The sequence below is a fragment of the Mucilaginibacter sp. CAU 1740 genome (assembly GCF_039839285.1).
Taxonomy (GTDB): domain Bacteria; phylum Bacteroidota; class Bacteroidia; order Sphingobacteriales; family Sphingobacteriaceae; genus Mucilaginibacter.
In genome coordinates, this window is sequence record NZ_JBDOQS010000014.1 from 133,413 (window position 1) to 153,710 (window position 20,298).

The following is a 20,298-nucleotide window of genomic DNA, read 5'->3' on the forward strand; positions in this document are numbered from 1 at the left end:
CCGTGAAGAAATGAACAACAGCCTATCTGAAACGTTAAATGCCAAGATATATAATTTACCGGCGCTCTTGCAGCAAGTAACGCGCTGGAAAGAAAACGATGAACAGATAGTTTTTACAAACGGTGTTTTCGATATTCTGCACATTGGCCACGTTAGTTATTTGGCCAAAGCCAGAGAGTTGGGAAATAAGCTTATTATTGGTTTAAACTCTGATGCATCCGTTCGTCGTCTTAAAGGGCCCAGCAGGCCAATCAACAACCATTTTAACAGAGCCGGTTTATTGGCAGCGTTTTATTTTGTTGATGCCATAGTAGTATTTGAGGAAGATACACCGCTTAACCTGATCACCAATATTAATCCGGATATACTTGTAAAAGGCGGTGACTACGTTGTTGAAAACATTGTAGGTAGCCAGGAAGTGCTGGCAAACGGCGGAAGAGTAGAGACAGTTAGCTTTTTAGATGGCTTTTCCTCTACAAATATTATCGAAAAACTTCAGGCAGAAGCTTCCGAATAGCATTCTCTTCTTTATCGAGATCGCACAACTGTACCTGCCAACCAGGTAACGCGATTTTTATATTAACATTTCAAAACCAAAAAGATAATCATGACACCTCAGGTTAATTATCGATTTTACCCCGATTCGTCAGAAAGATCTATTAAAATCATTAAGGCGATAGATAAGGTATTTTACTTTTTTAAATCTAAAGGCGGATCCAAACCTGAGCGTAAAGGAACAGAAGAGATAACGTTTGTACAGTTGGCTCATATAGGCGATATGGTATTAATGCTACCCGCCATAAAAGCCATGAAAATGATGACTGGCAACAAAATTAGCCTGGTTGTTAGTAGTGGCAATTTTAAGTTGGCAACCCAGGTGCCTTTTATTGATGAGGTTTATATTGCTGATGCTCCATATTTTTCAAGAGGCAAGAAAGTATCCTATTCAAATTTTTTAAAACAAGTACGTAGAATAAAAACCGGGATATTATTTGATGTGAGGGGCGATTTGCGGAATAATTTATTTCTAAAGCTGTTTGCAAAAAAACAAATATTTACGGGTTATAACGTAGGAGGAGGGGGGGCTTTGTTGGATGTAGAATTACCTTATGTTCACGGAGGGCATGTATCAAAACGAAGTAATTCCCTTTTTAACTATTTGAATTTGCCGGATCCTGTATTCTCTGAGTATTGGAACGTTGATGACCTGCCTTGTGCTCCTATTGAAGATACATTACTGCCTGAAAAGTTTGTAATTGTACATTTAGGTTCGGGGGCACAGGCAAGAAAATGGCCGGTGAAAAATTTCATACAGGTAATTAAAGGAATAACCCCTTATTTTCCTGTGTACGTAATGGGGATTGAATCTGATCTATCTGCCGATGAAATCACAGAGATATCGCTTCTTGATAACGTTACTAATTGCATAGGGAAATTTTCTATGCTACAAGCGATCTCTTTAGTTAAAAAATGTACTTTGTTTTTAGGTTTAGATTCTGGCTTTTCGCACATCGCTGCTTTGCTGTACAGGAAAATAGTATTGATATTTAGCGGCACCGTTAGTTTAGAAGAGTGGAGACCGATATCGCTATTTGACAACCAGGTAACTGTTATTAAAGAAAAAGTTGATTGCGATTTAACAACCGGCTGCGGAAAGTTATCATGTGCCGATAATATTTGTATGACGCGGATATTGCCTGATAGGGTGATTAAAGCTGTACTAAAAACTGCCAGTGAAGCTATTGCTTTTAATAATAGCGAAGTGAATTAATTAGCCCGTTGATCTTTATTTATCGAACCGGTATCCACGTCTGTGCCACTGTCTACCTTTTTAATAAGTAGATCCAACTCCTGGTGATAGTTATTTAGGCTCAGCTCTGCTTTACCCATCTTGTCAAATAATGACTCGAGCTCAATTTTTAATAACTGATTCTTATTTAAACCATCAATTACTTTAAGCGTACCCATTGAATAGGATATAAATTCAGGCTCTTGTAAAAAGTTAAGCTCTTTTTTAAGATACTCAACCTTTACCTTTTCTAATTTAACCAAATTTAAAACCGCTAAATTCTTTTTGGTTCGGATGATATTCAAAGCGCGTTTTCGTTGGTTGGTCATCTTGTTAATGGAGAAAAAAAAGAGTCAATAATTCTTTTTAATTGTACTGTATAATTCGAAAATTTTGCAGCATGGTATTTATACGCAATGAACTTGTTTTTGTTGCCTTTTACTTGAAAATAATTCAAGGTTTTTTAAACAAAAGTTCGCAATAATTGTAGCCGCAACTTTACGTTAAAATAACGACAAAACAGCTTTGTGCTACCGTCTTAAAATTGGTTTATTGCAATGAAGAATAAATGAATTTTTCGTTTTATTTATCAGCTTGCTTGATGTTTTCTATTTTAAATTCGGCGCGACGATTTTTTTGCCTTCCTGCAGCGGTTTTATTACTGGCAATAGGAATGGTACTGCCAAATGGGGTTGTTGTGATCTTTTCGGCATCTACACCATTTTTAATCAAAAAATCTTTAACCAGGTTAGCTCGTTTATCCGATAAATGCCAGTTGCCTACGTAAGTGCCTATAGAATCTGCATGGCCCCGTATGGCCAAAACATAATTTCCGCTTGACATTAATGAAGCTAATTGCGTTAATTGATCTACATATTTTGAACGTATAGCCGATTTTGAGAAATCAAACTCTATGTTTCTTATCATCTCATCAACAGACATTGTTCTGTGGATTTTTGCCCGATTGTGATTTACACCTTTAATCGGTTTACTTAACACAGGCTGTTTTAAGAAAAATATAAACAATACAAAGGGTAGTGTTAAAATGAACTTATTTTTCATGACATCTGATTTTATAATTATCAAAGTAATAGTTATTTCAGATGATTTGATTTAGAAATATATTGCTTGTATATTATTTTGAGAATTTATGCCCTGTCTGTGTGTAAGTTATACGAGCAGTATCATATATATACTACAACATGCTTAGATGTAAACTATAGATAAGTATTGGAAAATAAATCAGAAATTAGCTAAATTCTTTATCACTTTTTGTTGTGATTCTTTAAAAAACCACAACAAATTTAAATACGTATAATACACTGTGTAACAGTGAGAAGTGTAATGTCATAGCTGTTTGTTATTTTTGATAGTAGATTTTTTAATAGTAGATTACCGATTTGGAATAAACCCTGAAAAGGGTTTATTCCATTTTATGGTTTTATAAATAATCACCTTTACCTTGTATTACATTTCTTGCTTGGATAAGCTATTTTAATGAAAAATTCAACGTTTACAGTTTGTTATTGCTTTAATAAAGATTGTCCGAGTTCGGTATATAATTTACAATGCGTTCCGGTCAAATTAAAGTTAGATACAGTTCTTACGCAATCGTTCGGTTGTGCCACATGTGGCTCTGAACTTCTATCTTCTTTCACCCTCGATTTGCAGATCGAGCTTTTCTCTATCCTCAATTCCAGGTCAATCAAATCTATAGCAATAGTAGATGATGACTTAATGTATCATTACTCCATAAAAAAATTACTTCAAAATACAGCTTCAATTAAAGCCGATTTTTACGAGAATGGAGAAGCTCTTCTTCGTGATCTGAAAAGTAATTTAAAAAATGAAATGGGTTTGCCAGCTATGATTTTTTTAGATATACACATGCCGGTTATGGATGGTTGGGAATTTCTTGATCATTTTGAAAAAATAAATAACAACCTGAATGTGCCTATCCATGTTCATCTCGTTTCAAACTCGATCGAGCCTTTAGATGAAAAGATAGGCCAACACTACCCATGTGTTAAAAGTTTTATCCCCAAACCTTTAACCTTGGAGCTTTTAAAGCAAATGTTAATGTAAAGCAGAAAATAAACGTTGATACGACCTTCTTTTTCAAATACTCTTTAGCCTTTGCGCACTATTACTCACAATTTGTGCAGTAAACTGCCGCGGCAGAAAGTGCTTTATCAGTATAAATCCTCATATTTTTATACGTGACGATACCGGCGAATTGCATTTGCATTTCGAAATAATCTGTTTATCCTTATCTATCTGGCAGTTTCTATTAAATAATTACCTATGCTTTTTAACTCGCTTAATTTCGCTGTTTTTTTACCGATCATCTTTTGTTTGTATTGGTTGGTTAATAGAAACGGATTAAAAATTCAAAATATCCTTTTGTTAGCGGCAAGCTATTATTTTTACTCCTGCTGGGATTACAGGTTTCTTTTTTTATTGATATTTTCCACTTTGCTCGATTATTTTACTGGCCTCAAGATGGAAGATGCCAAGGGAATAAAGATGAAGCGGTTTTGGTTTTGGCTTAGCGTATCTGTTAACCTTGGCTTTTTAGGCGTATTTAAATACTATAATTTTTTCGCAGAATCTTTTGTTTCAAGTTTTGGTCATTTCGGGATAAAACTTCATGCATCTACAATTAACGTAATTCTGCCGGTAGGCATCTCGTTTTACACATTTCATGGTTTATCCTACGTTATAGATATATACAAAGGACGGATCAAGCCCGAGCGGAATTTTGTAGATTATTCGCTATTTGTGAGTTTCTTTCCACTGTTGGTAGCGGGGCCTATCGAAAGGGCTACACACTTATTACCTCAAATAAAACGAAAAAGAGCTTTTGATTATAGCAAAGCGATAGATGGCTGCCGGCAAATTTTGTGGGGGTTATTTAAAAAGGTAATTATTGCCGATAACTGCGCCGAATATGCAAACATGGTATTCAACCACTCTTCAAATTATTCGGGAAGCACCTTGGTATTGGGCGCTTTGATGTTTACTTTTCAAATATATGGCGACTTCTCCGGCTATTCGGATATAGCCATCGGCACAGCTAAACTTTTTGGTATAGATCTGTTACGGAATTTTGCCTTTCCATATTTTTCGCGCGATATGGCAGAATTTTGGAGGAGATGGCATATCTCATTGTCAAGCTGGTTTAAAGATTATTTGTACATCCCTTTAGGAGGCAGCAAAGGCAATGTTTGGATGAGGATAAGAAACACTTTTATCATATTTATAGTAAGCGGTTTTTGGCACGGTGCAAATTGGACATTTATAATTTGGGGATTTTTAAACGCTTTGTTTATCATACCATCCATAGTGATGAAAACCAACAGGAGCAACCTGGAAACTGTAGCTCAGGGACGTTTGCTTCCTTCATTTAAAGAGTTAACTCAAATGGTGGCCACATTTTCGTTAACTGTAATTGCCTGGATCTTTTTCCGTTCGGCAAGTATAGGCCAGGCTTTTCAGGTTATCAGGGATATTTTCAGATCAAGTCTTTTTACTGCTCCGCACAATCCACCGCGCCCGGTTATATTATTGATCCTAATAATTTTCATGGCAATTGAGTGGATAGGAAGAGAAGGAAGATACGCTATAGAAAATGTTGGTTTAACGTGGCCTCCTTTACTGCGCTGGAGTTTCTATTCGGTTATAATTGTTTTTATAGGCATGTATATGCAAACTGGCGGATCGGATTTTATTTATTTTCAATTTTAAATCATGAGAAAATTTGTCATTAGGCTTTTGTTTTTTTCTGGGTTCTGCAGCGTGTTTTATGTTGTTTTGATACTATTATACGGCACCATAGTCCCCGCATCGTTCGCTGTAAATTTTAACTATTTCGGTGGCATGGGCTTTACCAGGCAACGATTTGACGAGGCCGCGAAACTAAAAAATGTTGATTTGGTAATTGCCGGTTCTTCGCATGCTTATCGTGGTTACGATCCGAGGATATTTAAAAAATCGGGAATTTCGATGTTTAATTTTGGTTCGAGTTCTCAGTCGCCGTTGCAAACTAAGTATGTTTTAGATAAATATGTAACTAAACTAAAACCCAAATTGGTCATCATTGATGTTTATCCGATTCTGTTCGGTGTAGACGGACTTGAATCGCAAATAGATTTAATATCAAGCGGGCTTATTGATAAAGATATTGTAGCTCTGTCTTTTAAAATTAACAATATCAAGCTTTACAACACGTTGCTATTCGGGGCCTTTAACAATCAGTTTCATATAAAAAAGCAAAAGGTATCAGATAATGAGGGGGACACCTACATACCTGGGGGATATGTTCAATCGTTCAGGCATTTGGACTTCAAAAAAACAAGATTTAAACAAAGCGTGATAATTTCGGCCACACAGCTGGAAGCTTTTAAGGCTGGTTTAGAGGAGTTACGCGCCCAACAAATAAACTTTGTAATTATACAGGCACCTTTTTCGCGAAGTAACTACACTTCATATAAAAATAATGATGAATTAGATAGGATATTTTCCAGCCTTGGTGAGTACTACAATTTTAATAAAATATTGAACCTGCCTGATAGTATGTATTATGATGATAGTCATTTAAACCAGCAAGGCGTAAATATTTATAACGCAAAACTTATAGATACGCTATCGAAGCGTGGACACTTTGGGAAATTGGCAATGGCCAACTGAATCAGCCTGATATCAAATACCAATTATAAATCGTAATTAATGCCGGTAAGCCTAAAGCTCACCGGCATTTTTTTGAGCTTATTTATTTATTGTAGTTAACGAAGTCTTTATGATGAACTTCCAGTTCGGAAAGGGATTTAAAGTATTCAAGCGTTATTTTTAACCCCTCACTTCTTGAAACTTGCGGTTCCCATTCTAAAATGGCCTTAGCTTTTGTTATATCAGGCCTGCGTTGTTTCGGATCGTCGGTAGGTAATGGCAAACTAATTAATTCCTGATCGCTATTAGTCAATCTGAGTATTTCCTCGCCAAACTGGCGTATCGTTATTTCATCGGGGTTTCCAATGTTCATAGGTTGAACATAACTGCTGTGCAACAGGCGATAAATGCCTTCAATCAAATCATCTACATAACAAAACGAACGGGTTTGCGAGCCGTCACCAAATATAGTTAAGGGCTCTTCCCGTAAAGCCTGGCCAATAAAGGCTGGCAAAACGCGGCCATCGTTTAATCTCATTCTGGGTCCATAAGTATTGAAGATTCTTACAATTCTTGTTTCTACACCGTGAAATGTATGGTATGCCATAGTAATGGCTTCTTGAAAACGTTTGGCTTCATCATAAACCCCTCTGGGGCCTACCGGATTTACGTTACCCCAATATTCTTCGGGCTGGGGATTAACTGACGGATCGCCATACACCTCAGAAGTTGAAGCTATAAGTATTCTAGCATTTTTAGCCCGGGCCAATCCCAATAAGTTGTGGGTACCTAATGAGCCCACCTTTAAGGTTTGTATCGGGATTTTCAGGTAGTCGATGGGGCTTGCGGGCGAAGCAAAATGCAAAATGTAATCTAACTCGCCCGGAATAAAAACGAATTTCGATACGTCGTGGTGATAAAATTCAAAATTTTCAAGTTTAAACAAGTGTTCTATATTGCGGAGCTCACCGGTAATTAAGTTATCCATACCCAATACATGATAACCTTCCCGTATAAATCTATCGCAAAGGTGAGAGCCTAAAAAACCTGCGGCTCCTGTAATTAAAATCCTTTTTTGTTCTCCCATTTTTTAATGTATTTTAAGCTATTTTACCAAAAAAAATCCCGGTTGCAGCTACTATAATGGGATTGCGATTTTATTGAGAATAATTGAGCAAATGTGCGCAGCAGCGCGTAGGGTGATAAATGATGACTAAATGGTATCGCAATTTTCTAAAAGGGCGGATTAGAAAGGGGACAGAGATTAGAGCCCCCTATACAGGTAAAGTTCCGGCATATCTTATTGCCAGCCCTTGAATAGAGATTAAGGTTGGGCGGGGGGGATATTTGCAGGGATCGGTAGTCATTACCATCTATACCAATTAGTACAATTGAAAATGCCTAAATGAACATCAGGCATTAGCATTAGGATAAGATAGGCAATATAGGGCAATACAAAGACTGACCATATACGTGGTGAAACAGAATTATAGCAATAGGCAACCTCCGCCGCCTAATGAATTATTTTACAAGCAATAGCCGCTTTTCATCATTAATTAGTACCGCATTGTTATATTCCTCTAACAGCCGCAAATACTTTTCTTCCCAGTCTATTATTTGTTGAGGGGTAGTTGAAACTACTATGTTGTCAAGATACCGTTGATTAAGCAGCTTGAAATCATCTTTGCTAAACAGTTCAGGAAATTCAACAGAAAAATCATGCCGTATCACATTCCCAATTTTAAAAATATGCGCAGCACTTAGATCTTTTTGATTAAACCAGTTATATAAAGATCTTCGGTTAATGTTTAGACTTCGAGCCAGGTCGCTTATGTTAAAGCCCTTTTTTCTGATAACGTACTCAATAATTTGTCCAGAATGTTTTTCCATAATGTTAATAAAGTTTAGTGGTTTATACTTGATTTTACAACCAAGTTAACAAGTAGATGTTTCACCTAAGATAGGTTATTTTTTCGTAATTAAAAAAGAGATTCGCAATCATTTTAGTAATTAGCTGTTGCTTTTTTGAATTTTATGCCGTGATAGCCAGCATATTCATAGATTTTAGCTTAGCATTGCTTTTTGCCTTACAGTAATTTAATAATAAAATAATGCAGTAAAATCACTCTTATTTGGAGTATTAAATAATCGGGTGGATTTTTAACATCTCATAAATGCACATTTTCTTACCAATTGCATATAAGTTAGGTTAACTGAAAGTAAAACGCTTTAGATTTAGTTCAGCAAAAATTGAACATCTAAATATGCACACCTACGTTAAGACACAAGCACCCAGCGGCACTCATAACCATAATCATAGCAATAGATTAATGTGGGTTGATTACGCTAAAGGAGTGGGGATTGTGTTGGTTGTTTATGGCCATGTGCTGCGCGAGATCAGGCCCGCAAAAGGGTTATTTGCCGAGTATGCGAATTTTTTTGAGCTTTCTGACAAGTTCGTTTACAGTTTTCACATGCCCTTGTTTTTTATCCTTTCTGGATATTTTTTTATGTCGTCATTGTACAAAAAAGATTTTTTGCTGGATAAAATTAAGGGATTAGTTTATCCTTTTATTATATGGTCTATACTACAAACTACGGCCGAGATATTACTCTCTTATCTCAGTCCCTATACTAATACGCAAACTCCGCTAACCGAGTTAATAACCTGTTTGATAGTACCAAGAGATCAATTTTGGTTTTTGTATGCGTTGTTTTTCATAACGGTAATTAATTATTTTTTATTCAGGCTAAATGTTGCTGCCGGCATTTATTTTTCAATAGTATTATGGATTGGATATATTTTGTTGAGGCAATTTGTACCTGACACGTTTAATAACACTTTTCAATTTTTAATATTTTTCGACATTGGAATATTGTTTTCTCAAAGCAAGAAGTTTATCGTTGTAATAGGGCGTGGTAAGTTTTTATTAGCTGGTGCAATTATTTTTGCAGCAACAGAATATTTTTATTTTTCTGGGGTTTTCCCTTTTAATTCAATCATCTTGTCAAAGTTTTTGGTAGGAGTGGCTGGCTCACTATTAATTATTCAGCTTTCAAGGCTCGCAGTAGCAGCAAATTTTCTCCCCATTCTTAGTTATATAGGCAAACGCTCATTACCGGTTTATTTAGCTCACATGCTTGTTGCAAGTGGTACGAGAATTTTCCTGTTAAAAATTTTAAAGGTAGATAACCTTGCTGTCAATTGTATTATAGGTACCCTTACCGGCATATTTTTGCCGCTGCTATTATATAAGGTTGTATCAAAAAATGAATATACTGCCTGGCTATTTACATTCCCTAAAAAAATCAGCAATAATTATCCTGCTAAACGACAAGCCAAAATAAATCCAGCTTAACTATTTACTCTTGCGATAACCGGGTAGCTTCTAAGGCCATTGTTAAATTGGGGAGGGAAGGATAATATCTGCTGAACGAGAATGGGTTATACGAACTACTACACAAGTTTTCACATAAAAAGGCCAAATAGTTAAGGCCGGCTATTAATAAGTGAAACTTTGCAATATTTGTTTAAATACCAATGAAGTTGTATTGCCAAATAAGGTTAATGCTTTGGCTAATTCAAACATAACAGATGAAAAACTTAATGATAAATGATCCGGTATATGTCTTAGATACGGATGTAAATGCGTCTTTTGTGCGGAGAAGCGTTAACGCTTTAATGTTATTTTTTCCAATTACAACATTCGTGCTGGTGCCCGCTATACCAGGTACAACAATAATAACGGTTTTGGCTGGTTTGCTATTTGCAATTATTCCATTATTGCCGCCAATAACGGGTAAAAGATTTTTTTTTCAAGAACTGGGCTATTTTTTTTGCGTGATAATAATATTAGCGTTTTCGTCGCAAATGATAAACCTGTTAATAAATTTAAAACTGACCAAAGATCTGTTGCTGATCAACAAAAACAATTTCACTAAAACTTTTTTCCGCCCTTCATTAATTACACAATCTTTGTCATTGATTGTTGGGTTTATCATTTATCTGTACGTTAAGAATTTTTCGAACAATAAAGTAATCAACTTTATATATTTTGGATTGCGGTTTTTATGTTTTTACGCCCTGTATGAATTTATTCTTTATGCGGCAACTGGTCTTAACGGAGATTTTCTGGTTAATCGAACATTTGGCGACGATGAATCGTCAGGTTCGCTGTTTCAAACGGTTAGTCTCGGTGGCCTTGGTTTAATGAGATTAAAAGGCTGTACTGGCGAACCGTCGATGTTTGTTTATACAGTTTTTCCTTTTTGGGTACTGGCATTCGGTTTAAAAAGAAAATTTGATACCTGGCTCCTGTTTATTTGCCTGGTGCTTACATTTTCAACAACGGCCTATGCATCAATGTTATTGTTTTTTGGTTTTTGGGTGTTATATAAAAGGGATTATCAAATATTTCTTTACGGGTGTGGGTTTATCATTGTTGCATGCGCTGTGCTACAACTCGATGCATTTCACCATTTGATAGACAGTGTGTACGACTTTACTTTTGGAAATAAATTGGGCGGTAAAAGTGACTCTTCCGAATCAAGAGGGAATGATTTTATTAATCACATTTCTTTTTGGGCTAACCTTAACGGCTGGAGCCAGGCTTTGGGTATTGGTTTTGGTTATGTCAGATCCGGAGATTACTTTTCAACTCTAATGCTTAATAATGGCATTATAGGTTTTCTGATATTTAGCTGGTTTGTGTTAAGAAATGCTTTTCTCTCAATCCCAATTAAGTTGGTTTCAGTTGCCTATAAGTTAGGTTTGGTTATTTTATTCCTGATATTGATGACAACAGTACCTGAATTTGCCTACCCTTCTTTTTGGATATACTTAGCACTGGGGTTTGTGTTAGAACGCCTGGAGATATCGCCTAAAGCTGATGATAAGCAAACTGTGCATTTAGAAAATGTTGAACTAAGGTCAGTTGATAATAAAAAAGTGGCTGTCTCAACGCTTTGAGATCAGCCACCTTTATCCTTAGCTAACTTTAAAGTACTTGAAAGCCATATTTACCTGCTTAGTTAAGCGTCATATTACTTGCCGCCAATTTCTTTGTCCAGGAGGTGTAAGGTATATTCCATTTAATAAAACCGTAGCTTCCTTCTTGTTTGCTTTTTAAAGGTTCATCAAACAATTCATAAAGCATCAACACTTTAACTCTCGGATTAGCTTTACATTTTTTTATGAAATTTGCAACAAATGTGTTTTGATTCTGTTCTTTTACGCTTTGTTCCAGTGTACTATACCTGATATTGGCTTCTGTGATCCAAATTGGCCTATTAGGAAATAGCTGAGCAAGCTTGATAGTTATATCAGGGACTCCGTTTTCAGGGGCAAGTCTTTCCATTTCAGAGTACCAGTGGTAGGCAACTACGTTAAATTTAACACCGTATGAATCACATAATCTTAAAAACGCATATTGTAACCAGCCGGCAGAAATCATTGTTTTTGCAGTAGGGTCCTGAGATTTTATACCCTCATCCATACCTTTAAGATATGCTGCAGTTCTGTTAACTTTCGTTCTGTCGTAATCATTTACACTCTTGCCTGATTTATTAGGAAGCAAAAGCGCTAATGTAAGGTCGTTACCAAGATCGTAGTAATCAAAGTATTTTGCATACTTTGCTGCAAAGTTAGTGCCTAACGTTTTGCCAGCCTGGTAGTTTTCACTCTCGCTTTTGTTAAGATCCATAGTTTTGGTGTAAAGCATAGGTAAAATGTTTACGTTACCGGCTGCTGCTGCATCCAACAATGGGCCCAATAAATATGGTACGGTAATTGTTCCATTAGATTGAGGCATGCAATCTACCCTGTACCAGTTCATGCCCATGCCTTTTAAAAGAGAAATTTGTTGTGTAGCAGGAGTTTGAACATAGGGCGGGTCGCCGAGGGGGTGGCCATTAATGCCTAATTGTAATGTAGAGCCAGCAACGGAGATTTTAGATGAAGTTGCTGTTGTCGCCGTGGTAGCGAAAGCCGCTGAGTCGTTTTGCGGAATTGAGGCCATTTGAGCTGGTTGCACGTTATCTTTAATTGAACAAGATGCGAGAACACATCCCGCCGTGACACTAATTGCCCACAGTTTTGTAAGATTGAATTTTAACATGATAATGTATTTAATTAATAGTTAGGTGTCAAACGGGGATTTTATTGAAAATGTTGCATCTGTTTGTGCAATAATTTATTAAAATTGAATTTTTTGGGACTTTTGGGGTAGTTTCTTGTTTTTCTTAACATGCGTTATTGTCTGTTATTGAGTTAGTTATCTTTCACCTTAGTGTAATGTGTTTGTTACAAAAAAAAAATCAAACAAATTGATTTTTTTTCGCTTAGATAAGTGAAGGTTAACTTGCGCGCAAGTTTTTTTGCATGAAGCGATCCTATGAAACTTAACAGTTTCTGATGTTGATACCAGTATTTGTTTCTTAGGTAGAATATATTTTCGCTCAGCTATGAGCTTAACTATGCCTGGATACGGTTTGCAGGCCGTACCTCGATAGTGTTTTAATTACACAGGGCAAATATATGCCTAAGAGTTAAAAATTGAGTGTGGTGTTTTGACCAAAAACCAACACATATTTGATCAAATATGATGAAATGACGGTGGAGAGTGTGCATAAAATCCCGTTAGCCCTATTTTAGTCGGCAGAATGATGCTCGTCAAAAGCGAATGTTTTTAACGCTTTAAATAAAAGTTTGATTTTTACGAAATACCGCTATAAAGGTGGCTTGAAATAAAAGCGATGTCTGCGTTATTTTAACCTTTCTCACCAATATACAACTTGTTACACATCTGTAATTTAAGTGCACCTGCCTTTTAAATACTTTGTAATATTGCTATTATTCAATGTTAAAAAATTGGTTATGAACAAATTGCAAATTGTTTGTTGCTGTTGCGTTTTTTTCTGTTTTATGAGTTGTAAAACAGAACGTGTAGAGCCAGTTATCACTGGCACTCCAGATGTTGATAAATCGGCAGCTGCTAATGCAGCCCCTATCGTGTATCCTCAATTTACAGTGCGAACGATTGCTGGTATTTTTGAACAGCAGAACAGCGAGCCTCATTTGGTAAATGGCCCCGGCCCTAAAGCAAAATTTTGGAAACCGCATGGCATATCGGTAGCTATTGATGGTAGTATTTACATAGCCGATTTTTTTAATGGCGCAATAAGAAAAATATCCGTTACTAACGAAGTCACAACCATCGCGATACCTAAAACCTATCTACTGCTTCCGGAAGCGGTTGAAGTTGGAAACGATGGTACTTTTTACATCGTTTCAACCGGATACGGGGTTAGGATTTATAATAAAAATGGCATCGATTTAAATAGCCGAATTGGTAATGCGGATTCAAACCTGGATATCGAAAAAGATGACAAGGGGGGACTTTGGTTTGTTAATTCAAACAGTTTATGCAAAATAACAGGAGTGGATATTCAGCGTAATGTTGTGAATTTTTCGTCTTTGCTTTCTACAGGAGAAACGTTAAGGGCAATTGCCACCGGGCCTAATGGTGTTAAATATGTGAGTTCGGCTACGCAGCTTTTTAAAGTAGCGGCCGACGGGAAAATCACTAAGCTATTTACAGATACCAATTTTACTTTTATAAGTGGCATTGACGTAACCAAAGACGGATCGACTTTATATATAGTTGATGGTAATACTATAAAAAAGATATACCAAAACAAAATATCAGTAATTGCAAAACCTACCTCGGGGGATGGAAAAGATGGTATTGGGCTTAGTGCTGATATTGTTGGTGCTAATTTAGCATTATCAAATAGTGAAACGGCGTTGTTTGTAACAGATACGCGAAACACCATCAGGAAAATACAACTTTAGTTGAAATGATGCTGAGGTATGTTTCCTTGTAAATAATATTATTATATATGTTTTAATATTGCATATGCTCGCATCGGAGCGCTATCATCCTTTAAAGTTATTATTACAATTGCTTTTTTGATCATATTGATATCACTAAAGTAAAGTGTGTTTTTCTTTTAAAAGGGGTGTGAAATTATGTGTAGAAATATGTGGTTTGAGGCTTGAATTATATTTAAGATATTTATTACAAATGCAACGTATTGTCGGCAATGTTCTTTAGATCTGTTTGACACTTGTAGTTAGGAGACGAATATAATTAATGCCTGACCGAGACGTGGAAGTTTAACCAAAGTTCAGCATTATAGTTAATGAAAAAAACAATACTTGTAATAGAGGACGATGAGGATATTTTAGAATCAATCGCCACATTACTAACCTTGCATAATTTTAGCGTAAGGGGTATTGTACAAACCACGGATATTATCTCGGTGATAATTAACCTTAAACCAGACCTGGTTTTAACTGATTATATTTTACCTGGATTAAATGGCGGGCAAATTTGTCAAATGATCAAAAGAAATGTGCTCACATCAAAAATTCCGGTAATCCTGATGTCTGCTTATCATAAACAGGCTATTAACATTGGCAATTTTGGGTACGATGCTTACTTGCCAAAACCGTTTGAAAATAAAAAATTAATAAGCCTGATTGTAAAATTATTAGAGTAAAAGTAATTCCAGCAATATGCATATCTCGCTGAAGCGCAATTTACAAGTAGGTTATGGCTTCTCGTTGATCGCATTGTTAATTGTATCGGTAATAAGTTACCTGAGCGTGAACGGGATGTTGAAAAGCGGAAAGCTTGTAGAAAACAGTTATGGTGTTATTAGTAAAACTGATAGTATTGTTACCTTGATGAAGGATGCCGAGGCTTCGCAATACGGATACCTGCTCACTAATAAAATTGAATTCCTCAAACTCTACAACAACTCTGAAAAGAAAGTTATGGTGCTGCTTAGGGAAACAGAATATCTGATAGCAGATCATCAAATGGGCGTGATGACTTTTAGTAAAATTAAAGCTGTTATCAAAGGCAGGTTATCCGTTATCAAATTAGCAATCACAAACAGGCAAATAGTTGATACCTTATCTAAGGATCAGGTTATTGCGGGAATGATTGCAATGCAAACGCTTAATTCTTTGGTAGTACAGGCTTTAAGCGGCGAAAAGTTATTGTTACAAGAAAGGTTATTAGCCTATGAAACCTTCTCTAAATCCATTCTTACAATTATTATAATATCCGCCGCGGTTGCTTTTGCTATCTCTGTTGCCTCATACACTAAGGTTACTTCAACCATTACAGATCTCGAAGCATTGAGGAAAATACTGTTTATAAAAGAGCAGGAAACAACGGGATTAAATGAGAAGTTATCGGCTGCAAATGAAGCAATTACCTCGGCCAATATCGAATTGCTTAATAATAACACAGAACTGGCCAATTCAAGGAACCGGTTAATAGCACTCACCAATAATCTTGCAAACCAGGTTAATTCCAGAACAGAGGAGCTGGCTTTAAGCGAAAGCAGATTTAGGTTGATTTTACAAGTTTTGCCGCAAATAGCCTGGACAAACACACCAGAAGGAGATGTAGATTTCTACAATCAAAAATGGTTTAGTTATACAGGGATGGGATTCGATGAAACTAAGAATCAGGGATGGCAAAAAGTTATTCACCCCGATGATTTGGATTTCAATATTCAGTGTTTTAAAACCATTATCGAGTCGGAAGAACAAGGTGAATTTGAAATACGAGAGCGTAGATATGATGGTGATTATAGGTGTCATCTTGTGAAAATGGCGCCTTTAAAAAATGAGGAGGGGGATGTACAGATGTGGGTAGGTACCGCTACTGATATAGAAGATATTAAGCAATTACAACGACAAAAAGACGATTTTATAAATATAACAAGCCATGAACTTAAAACTCCGCTTACAAGCTTAAAATCAACCATTCAGTTGATAGAAGCAATGCAGGGTAATTTAACCGAAAAGCATTTATCAACACTTATAGTGAGGGCAGGTAAGGGGGTAAATAAATTGGCGTATCTTATCGATGAGCTTTTGTATATAGGAAAGGTTAACGAAGGACAACTGAACCTTAACATGGAAAGGGTTAACCTCATGGACATTATAAGGGATAGTTGCAGCGGGATCAGTATGGCCACAGAGTTTCAGATAAATATTATCGGCGATGAAAATTTTGGTGTGCTTGTTGACCCGGACCGAATAGAGCAAGTGGTTATAAATTTAGTGAACAACGCCGTAAAGTATGCGCCCCTTTCTGAGGTGATCGATATAAATTTTCAAGCCCATGGATCATATGCATTGGTACAGGTAACAGATTATGGCCCAGGAATCCCGGAGGATAAGCTGCCGTTTCTTTTTGACAGGTATTATAGGGTGCAAATGGGCGGAAGCCAGCATTCCGGGTTAGGAATAGGCCTATACATTAGTTCGGAGATCATCAAAAAACATGGTGGAGTGATAGGTGTCAATAGCGAATTGGGTAGGGGGAGTACATTTTGGTTTACATTTCCTATTAGTTAAAATCAAGGGACATCATAACAGAAAATAGATTGATAGTAAATGATATTAAAAGCATCGTTAAAATGAGTTTTATACATCATCCGGTATTTAAAGCATTGTTTGATGCCCCAATACCGCGTATAATTCTAAAAGCGGATCCGCCAAATTTTACAATCTTGAGATATAATATGGCTTATCAGAAAATTTCAGGTTTGCATCATCGTGACGTTATCGGATGGCATTTAATGGAAGCATTCGATCCCAAAAAAGCTGGAATATTTGATGATCGCTATTTACTTGATATGCTGGAAAAATCTCTTAAAACCAATAAGCCAATCACTACCGAACCTTTTAGGTTTGACGTGACTTTTCAGAACCTGGATGTATTTGTTGAAAAATGGTGGCAAATAGACATTTTGCCTTTTGATGGAACCGTTACCCAGCCGTTATTTTTGTTATTAACCGCAATTGACGTTACTGAGGCTAAGGTTTAACACTATCGCCATAACGGTTAAAAAAACAGGTTGACCAAATTAGGCCAACCTGCATGGGTTTAATTTAATTAATAGTTAGCATGTTAAACGTGATAAAAAAAGATAAGTTACACATAATTAAAAAAGGGGTTCGCACTTGCTGCTTGCCCCTTTTACTATTAATTAAATTATCCCATAATAGGATTCTCAAATTTATATATATATTATTATTAAACCTATCATTTATACCACATTTATTTAAACAAAGCTGTTGTGACTACCCTTAATGATTTTATGCAAGCAGGCGCTTCAATTAAATAAATTATTAGAATAAATTTCATTACTGAGATATTAATGCAGTTATAAAGCATTTAAAAATTGCAGCACTGAACTAAATATATCTAATGCCAATTTTCATGCTGGTAATGGAGCCAGTGAAAACTGTATCTAACATTTGTTATAAGTTAAACTTTGTTATTATGGATATAAAACTACCCTCAAGTGTTATGCTAATTGATGATGATGTAATTAACAACTACATTGCAGAAAAATTACTAAAAAAAGTATCGCATAATATACAAGTATCAATGTTCAGCAATGCTCCAGACGCATTAGAACAACTAAAAAAGTCGATTAGCGGATCAGGAGTATTTCCTGAAGTTATTTTTTTAGACCTAATGATGCGTCCTATGGATGGATGGGAGTTTTTGGATCATTTTGCTACGCTTAAATTGCCATCTCCTATCCGGATGGTTATCTTGTCATCTTCGGTATTTCGTCATGATATGGAGAGAGCGGCAGCGCATCCGGTTGAAAACGTTTTTGTTAGTAAGCCGCTGTCTGTAGATCGTTTATATGAGTTATTTGGAGTTATTTAACAACTTATATGATGCGGAACCAATAAACAATGCCATTGGCGTTTAGAGCCAATGGTTAAATTAACATACTATTAAAATTGATTTCTATCGTAGTAATAGTTTTCTTATAGTTGAATGGTCGCTGAAATAGAGCGTTCCTTCGTCTTTTGATAAAACCATATAAAGAGCAAAAACTTTTGCACTTGAACCAACACCATCTACTGCTGTTATATCATATTTTTGCGGACCAACAAGAAATTGCAATTTACCGTTTACCAGGGCTTTGATAGTCCCGTTATCAGCTATATATAATACCCTGCTATCTTTCGAGGCGGTGAGACTAAATATGTGCGTGAATTTTAAATCCTTATATATCTGTGTAAAAACGCCGGACGGCGTTAATTTGTAAATATGATTATTGTTTATCACAATATATTTCACCCCGTTATAACTGCAGTAGAAATTTGATATGTTATAGTTTTCTGTATTTCTCTCAGGCAATGCCAATGAATCTCTCGGTGGTAAAAATGTATCGGTTCCAATTCTACCATTAGCGTCGATGTTGAATTTTTTCAAAGACGTGGGTACAGTAACTGTGCCGCTACTTCTGTCATAATTTTGCGAAAACCAGAAAAAATCGCCAAAAGGATCTTTTTGCAAACCCGTGTAAAATGCCCAGACATTACCGTATGGATTTGGTGCTAATGGGGTAACAATTGTTCCATTAGGTTTAATTATCCAAACTCTTCTTATGCCGCTTTGAGTTAATATATTGATGGTTCCATCTTTCGCTACGCGTACATATTCAGGAAAGTAAAAATTTTCACCGTCACTTGCCGGAGGGATAGTTAATGTTGAAACCACGTTTGGAGGAGTTATTTTTCGGATCTTGTGATTGTCAAAGTCGGCTACGTAAATAGTTCCGTCATCTGTTACATCAATTCCAAAAGGATAATAGAACCTGGCTTCTTTACCGGCACCATCTTGCAGGCCTGTTTGAATCGGATCTCCGGCTATGGTAACAACCGTTAAAGGAAGGTGTGTACCGTTGGCCTTTAAGGAGGTGTTAGTTGTTAAACTGTCCGGTTGAAATGAATCGTCGACATTCTTTTTACATGAGAAAATTGTGAAAAGAATACATAATGCCCACGGCGACAAATAATGAAGCTTTTTCATGCTTTTTTTATTAAAGCTACCGGATAATTGATGAAAACATTTGTAATTATAGAAAATGATAAATCTTTGTGTAACACCGTTTAACCTTATGCTTAACGAGAGATGTGTTTTCTCATAAATGGAGCAAACTGTTTCGGTTTTTGCGGTGTAAACACTAATTACAGATAATGAAATTCGCTCTTTTTATTGCTTAAGTCGCAAGATTGAACAGGTGTAATTGGGTTATATCATATAAAAGAAGAAGCCTGCAATTGATTTGCAGGCTTCTTAATATTTGATATGAAAATCAGCGGAGAGTTAGGGATTTGTTTACGTACCTATTTTTCGCTCTAAATTGATATTTTAAGGGTTTTCAATTTCGAACTCACCGATTTACTCACCACTTTTATTTTCGTGAAATTAGCTGCAAATGCTATATTCAAATTTACAATAATCGACGCTGAGTATCAAATCTAAATGGATTAAATGAATAGTAATAGGGTTAAAACAACAGGTGTTTTCAACAAAATGGTTTGCTTAAATAGTCATTGGTGCTGATTGGTGCAAAGTATATTGAGTTATATAATTTCCGGAGGGGGCATGAAAAATCATATAACCGGCTAACCTTCAATATCAATATTTGGGCTTTTGACACTGCTCACTGTGTACTTATCAAATTGGCACTAATTGACCTTACTATGCTATTAATATAATTATTAGGATTTTTAGATGTGTTAAGCAGCTATTCTAATGAAAATGTTAGACAAAGCATGGTATGCTATCAGGTAGCAATGAGATATTTTAAATGTTGAGCTAGGTTAGTTAAAGAAGATAATCAGTTTAATCTCCGTTATAAATCAATGCTTTGTGTTTTCATTCTATTTAGAGGTTCCCAAATAGATCACCGCTATTTGTGTAGGTAATAGACTGGTGTAA

18 protein-coding genes are annotated in these 20,298 nt (G+C 36.0%); 12 read left to right on the forward strand and 6 right to left on the reverse strand.

All coding sequences use genetic code 11. The features are described 5' to 3' along the window. The first annotated feature begins 10 nt into the window (after positions 1–10). Together rfaE2 and AAFN85_RS25565 are read left to right on the forward strand one after the other, a co-directional pair. The gene (rfaE2, locus tag AAFN85_RS25560) at positions 11–517 is read left to right on the forward strand and encodes a D-glycero-beta-D-manno-heptose 1-phosphate adenylyltransferase (protein ID WP_347530659.1); all 507 of its coding nucleotides are present in this window, start codon (positions 11–13) and stop codon (positions 515–517) included. A gap of 291 nt (positions 518–808) precedes the next feature. Next, positions 809–1,771, forward strand: a complete 963-nt coding sequence (locus AAFN85_RS25565; RefSeq protein WP_347530660.1) for a glycosyltransferase family 9 protein — start codon at positions 809–811, stop codon at positions 1,769–1,771. Here AAFN85_RS25565 and AAFN85_RS25570 read toward each other — a convergent pair. Further along, a complete protein-coding gene (locus AAFN85_RS25570) occupies positions 1,768–2,118 on the reverse strand; it encodes a hypothetical protein (protein ID WP_347530661.1) in 351 nt (116 codons plus the stop codon). The genes AAFN85_RS25565 and AAFN85_RS25570 overlap by 4 nt on opposite strands. 253 nt (positions 2,119–2,371) lie before the next feature. Further along, positions 2,372–2,851: an OmpA family protein gene (locus AAFN85_RS25575; protein ID WP_347530663.1), complete on the reverse strand. Its 480-nt coding sequence runs from the start codon at positions 2,849–2,851 to the stop codon at positions 2,372–2,374. Positions 2,852–3,286: 435 nt separating this feature from the next. On the opposite strand from AAFN85_RS25575, the gene AAFN85_RS25580 reads away from it, so the two are divergent. From AAFN85_RS25580 to AAFN85_RS25590, 3 genes are all read left to right on the forward strand, one after another. After that, on the forward strand, positions 3,287–3,874 hold the full coding sequence (locus AAFN85_RS25580) for a response regulator (RefSeq protein WP_347530665.1): 588 nt from the start codon (positions 3,287–3,289) through the stop codon (positions 3,872–3,874). A 417-nt stretch (positions 3,875–4,291) separates the two neighbouring features. Next, positions 4,292–5,536, forward strand: coding sequence for an MBOAT family O-acyltransferase (locus AAFN85_RS25585; RefSeq protein WP_347530667.1), 1,245 nt, complete (start codon positions 4,292–4,294; stop codon positions 5,534–5,536). 66 nt (positions 5,537–5,602) lie between these two features. Further along, positions 5,603–6,478, forward strand: a complete 876-nt coding sequence (locus tag AAFN85_RS25590; protein ID WP_347530668.1) for a hypothetical protein — start codon at positions 5,603–5,605, stop codon at positions 6,476–6,478. Positions 6,479–6,560: 82 nt separating this feature from the next. On the opposite strand, the gene AAFN85_RS25595 is transcribed toward AAFN85_RS25590, so the two are convergent. Further along, positions 6,561–7,544 carry a UDP-glucuronic acid decarboxylase family protein gene (locus tag AAFN85_RS25595; RefSeq protein ID WP_347530669.1) on the reverse strand — a complete coding sequence of 328 codons (984 nt, stop codon included), beginning with the start codon at positions 7,542–7,544 and terminating at the stop codon, positions 6,561–6,563. Positions 7,545–7,978: 434 nt separating this feature from the next. After that, complete coding sequence (locus AAFN85_RS25600) at positions 7,979–8,347, reverse strand: helix-turn-helix domain-containing protein (protein ID WP_347530670.1); 369 nt, start codon at positions 8,345–8,347, stop codon at positions 7,979–7,981. 374 nt (positions 8,348–8,721) lie between these two features. Here AAFN85_RS25600 and AAFN85_RS25605 point away from each other — a divergent pair, with 374 nt between their 5' ends. Together AAFN85_RS25605 and AAFN85_RS25610 are read left to right on the forward strand one after the other, a co-directional pair. Beyond that, complete coding sequence (locus tag AAFN85_RS25605) at positions 8,722–9,816, forward strand: acyltransferase family protein (protein WP_347530671.1); 1,095 nt, start codon at positions 8,722–8,724, stop codon at positions 9,814–9,816. Between the two features lie 236 nt (positions 9,817–10,052). Continuing rightward, complete coding sequence (locus AAFN85_RS25610; protein ID WP_347530673.1) at positions 10,053–11,426, forward strand: hypothetical protein; 1,374 nt, start codon at positions 10,053–10,055, stop codon at positions 11,424–11,426. Positions 11,427–11,484: 58 nt separating this feature from the next. On the opposite strand, the gene AAFN85_RS25615 is transcribed toward AAFN85_RS25610, so the two are convergent. Then, complete coding sequence (locus tag AAFN85_RS25615; protein ID WP_347530675.1) at positions 11,485–12,573, reverse strand: glycosyl hydrolase; 1,089 nt, start codon at positions 12,571–12,573, stop codon at positions 11,485–11,487. A gap of 806 nt (positions 12,574–13,379) precedes the next feature. Here AAFN85_RS25615 and AAFN85_RS25620 point away from each other — a divergent pair. The 5 genes from AAFN85_RS25620 (at position 13,380) to AAFN85_RS25640 (ending at position 18,228) form a co-directional block, all read left to right on the forward strand. Further along, positions 13,380–14,309: a hypothetical protein gene (locus AAFN85_RS25620; RefSeq protein WP_347530676.1), complete on the forward strand. Its 930-nt coding sequence runs from the start codon at positions 13,380–13,382 to the stop codon at positions 14,307–14,309. A 350-nt stretch (positions 14,310–14,659) separates the two neighbouring features. Then, complete coding sequence (locus AAFN85_RS25625) at positions 14,660–15,019, forward strand: response regulator (RefSeq protein ID WP_347530678.1); 360 nt, start codon at positions 14,660–14,662, stop codon at positions 15,017–15,019. Positions 15,020–15,134: 115 nt separating this feature from the next. Continuing rightward, positions 15,135–16,898 (forward strand): ATP-binding protein, encoded by a 1,764-nt coding sequence (locus AAFN85_RS25630; protein ID WP_347530680.1) that lies wholly within the window; start codon positions 15,135–15,137, stop codon positions 16,896–16,898. A 62-nt stretch (positions 16,899–16,960) separates the two neighbouring features. Further along, positions 16,961–17,371, forward strand: coding sequence for a PAS domain-containing protein (locus tag AAFN85_RS25635; protein ID WP_347530682.1), 411 nt, complete (start codon positions 16,961–16,963; stop codon positions 17,369–17,371). Positions 17,372–17,829: 458 nt separating this feature from the next. Next, positions 17,830–18,228 (forward strand): response regulator, encoded by a 399-nt coding sequence (locus AAFN85_RS25640; RefSeq protein WP_347530683.1) that lies wholly within the window; start codon positions 17,830–17,832, stop codon positions 18,226–18,228. Positions 18,229–18,312: 84 nt separating this feature from the next. Here the strand turns inward: AAFN85_RS25640 and AAFN85_RS25645 are convergent, their stop codons facing one another. Further along, positions 18,313–19,383 carry a hypothetical protein gene (locus tag AAFN85_RS25645; protein WP_347530685.1) on the reverse strand — a complete coding sequence of 357 codons (1,071 nt, stop codon included), beginning with the start codon at positions 19,381–19,383 and terminating at the stop codon, positions 18,313–18,315. Positions 19,384–20,298 lie beyond the last annotated feature (915 nt).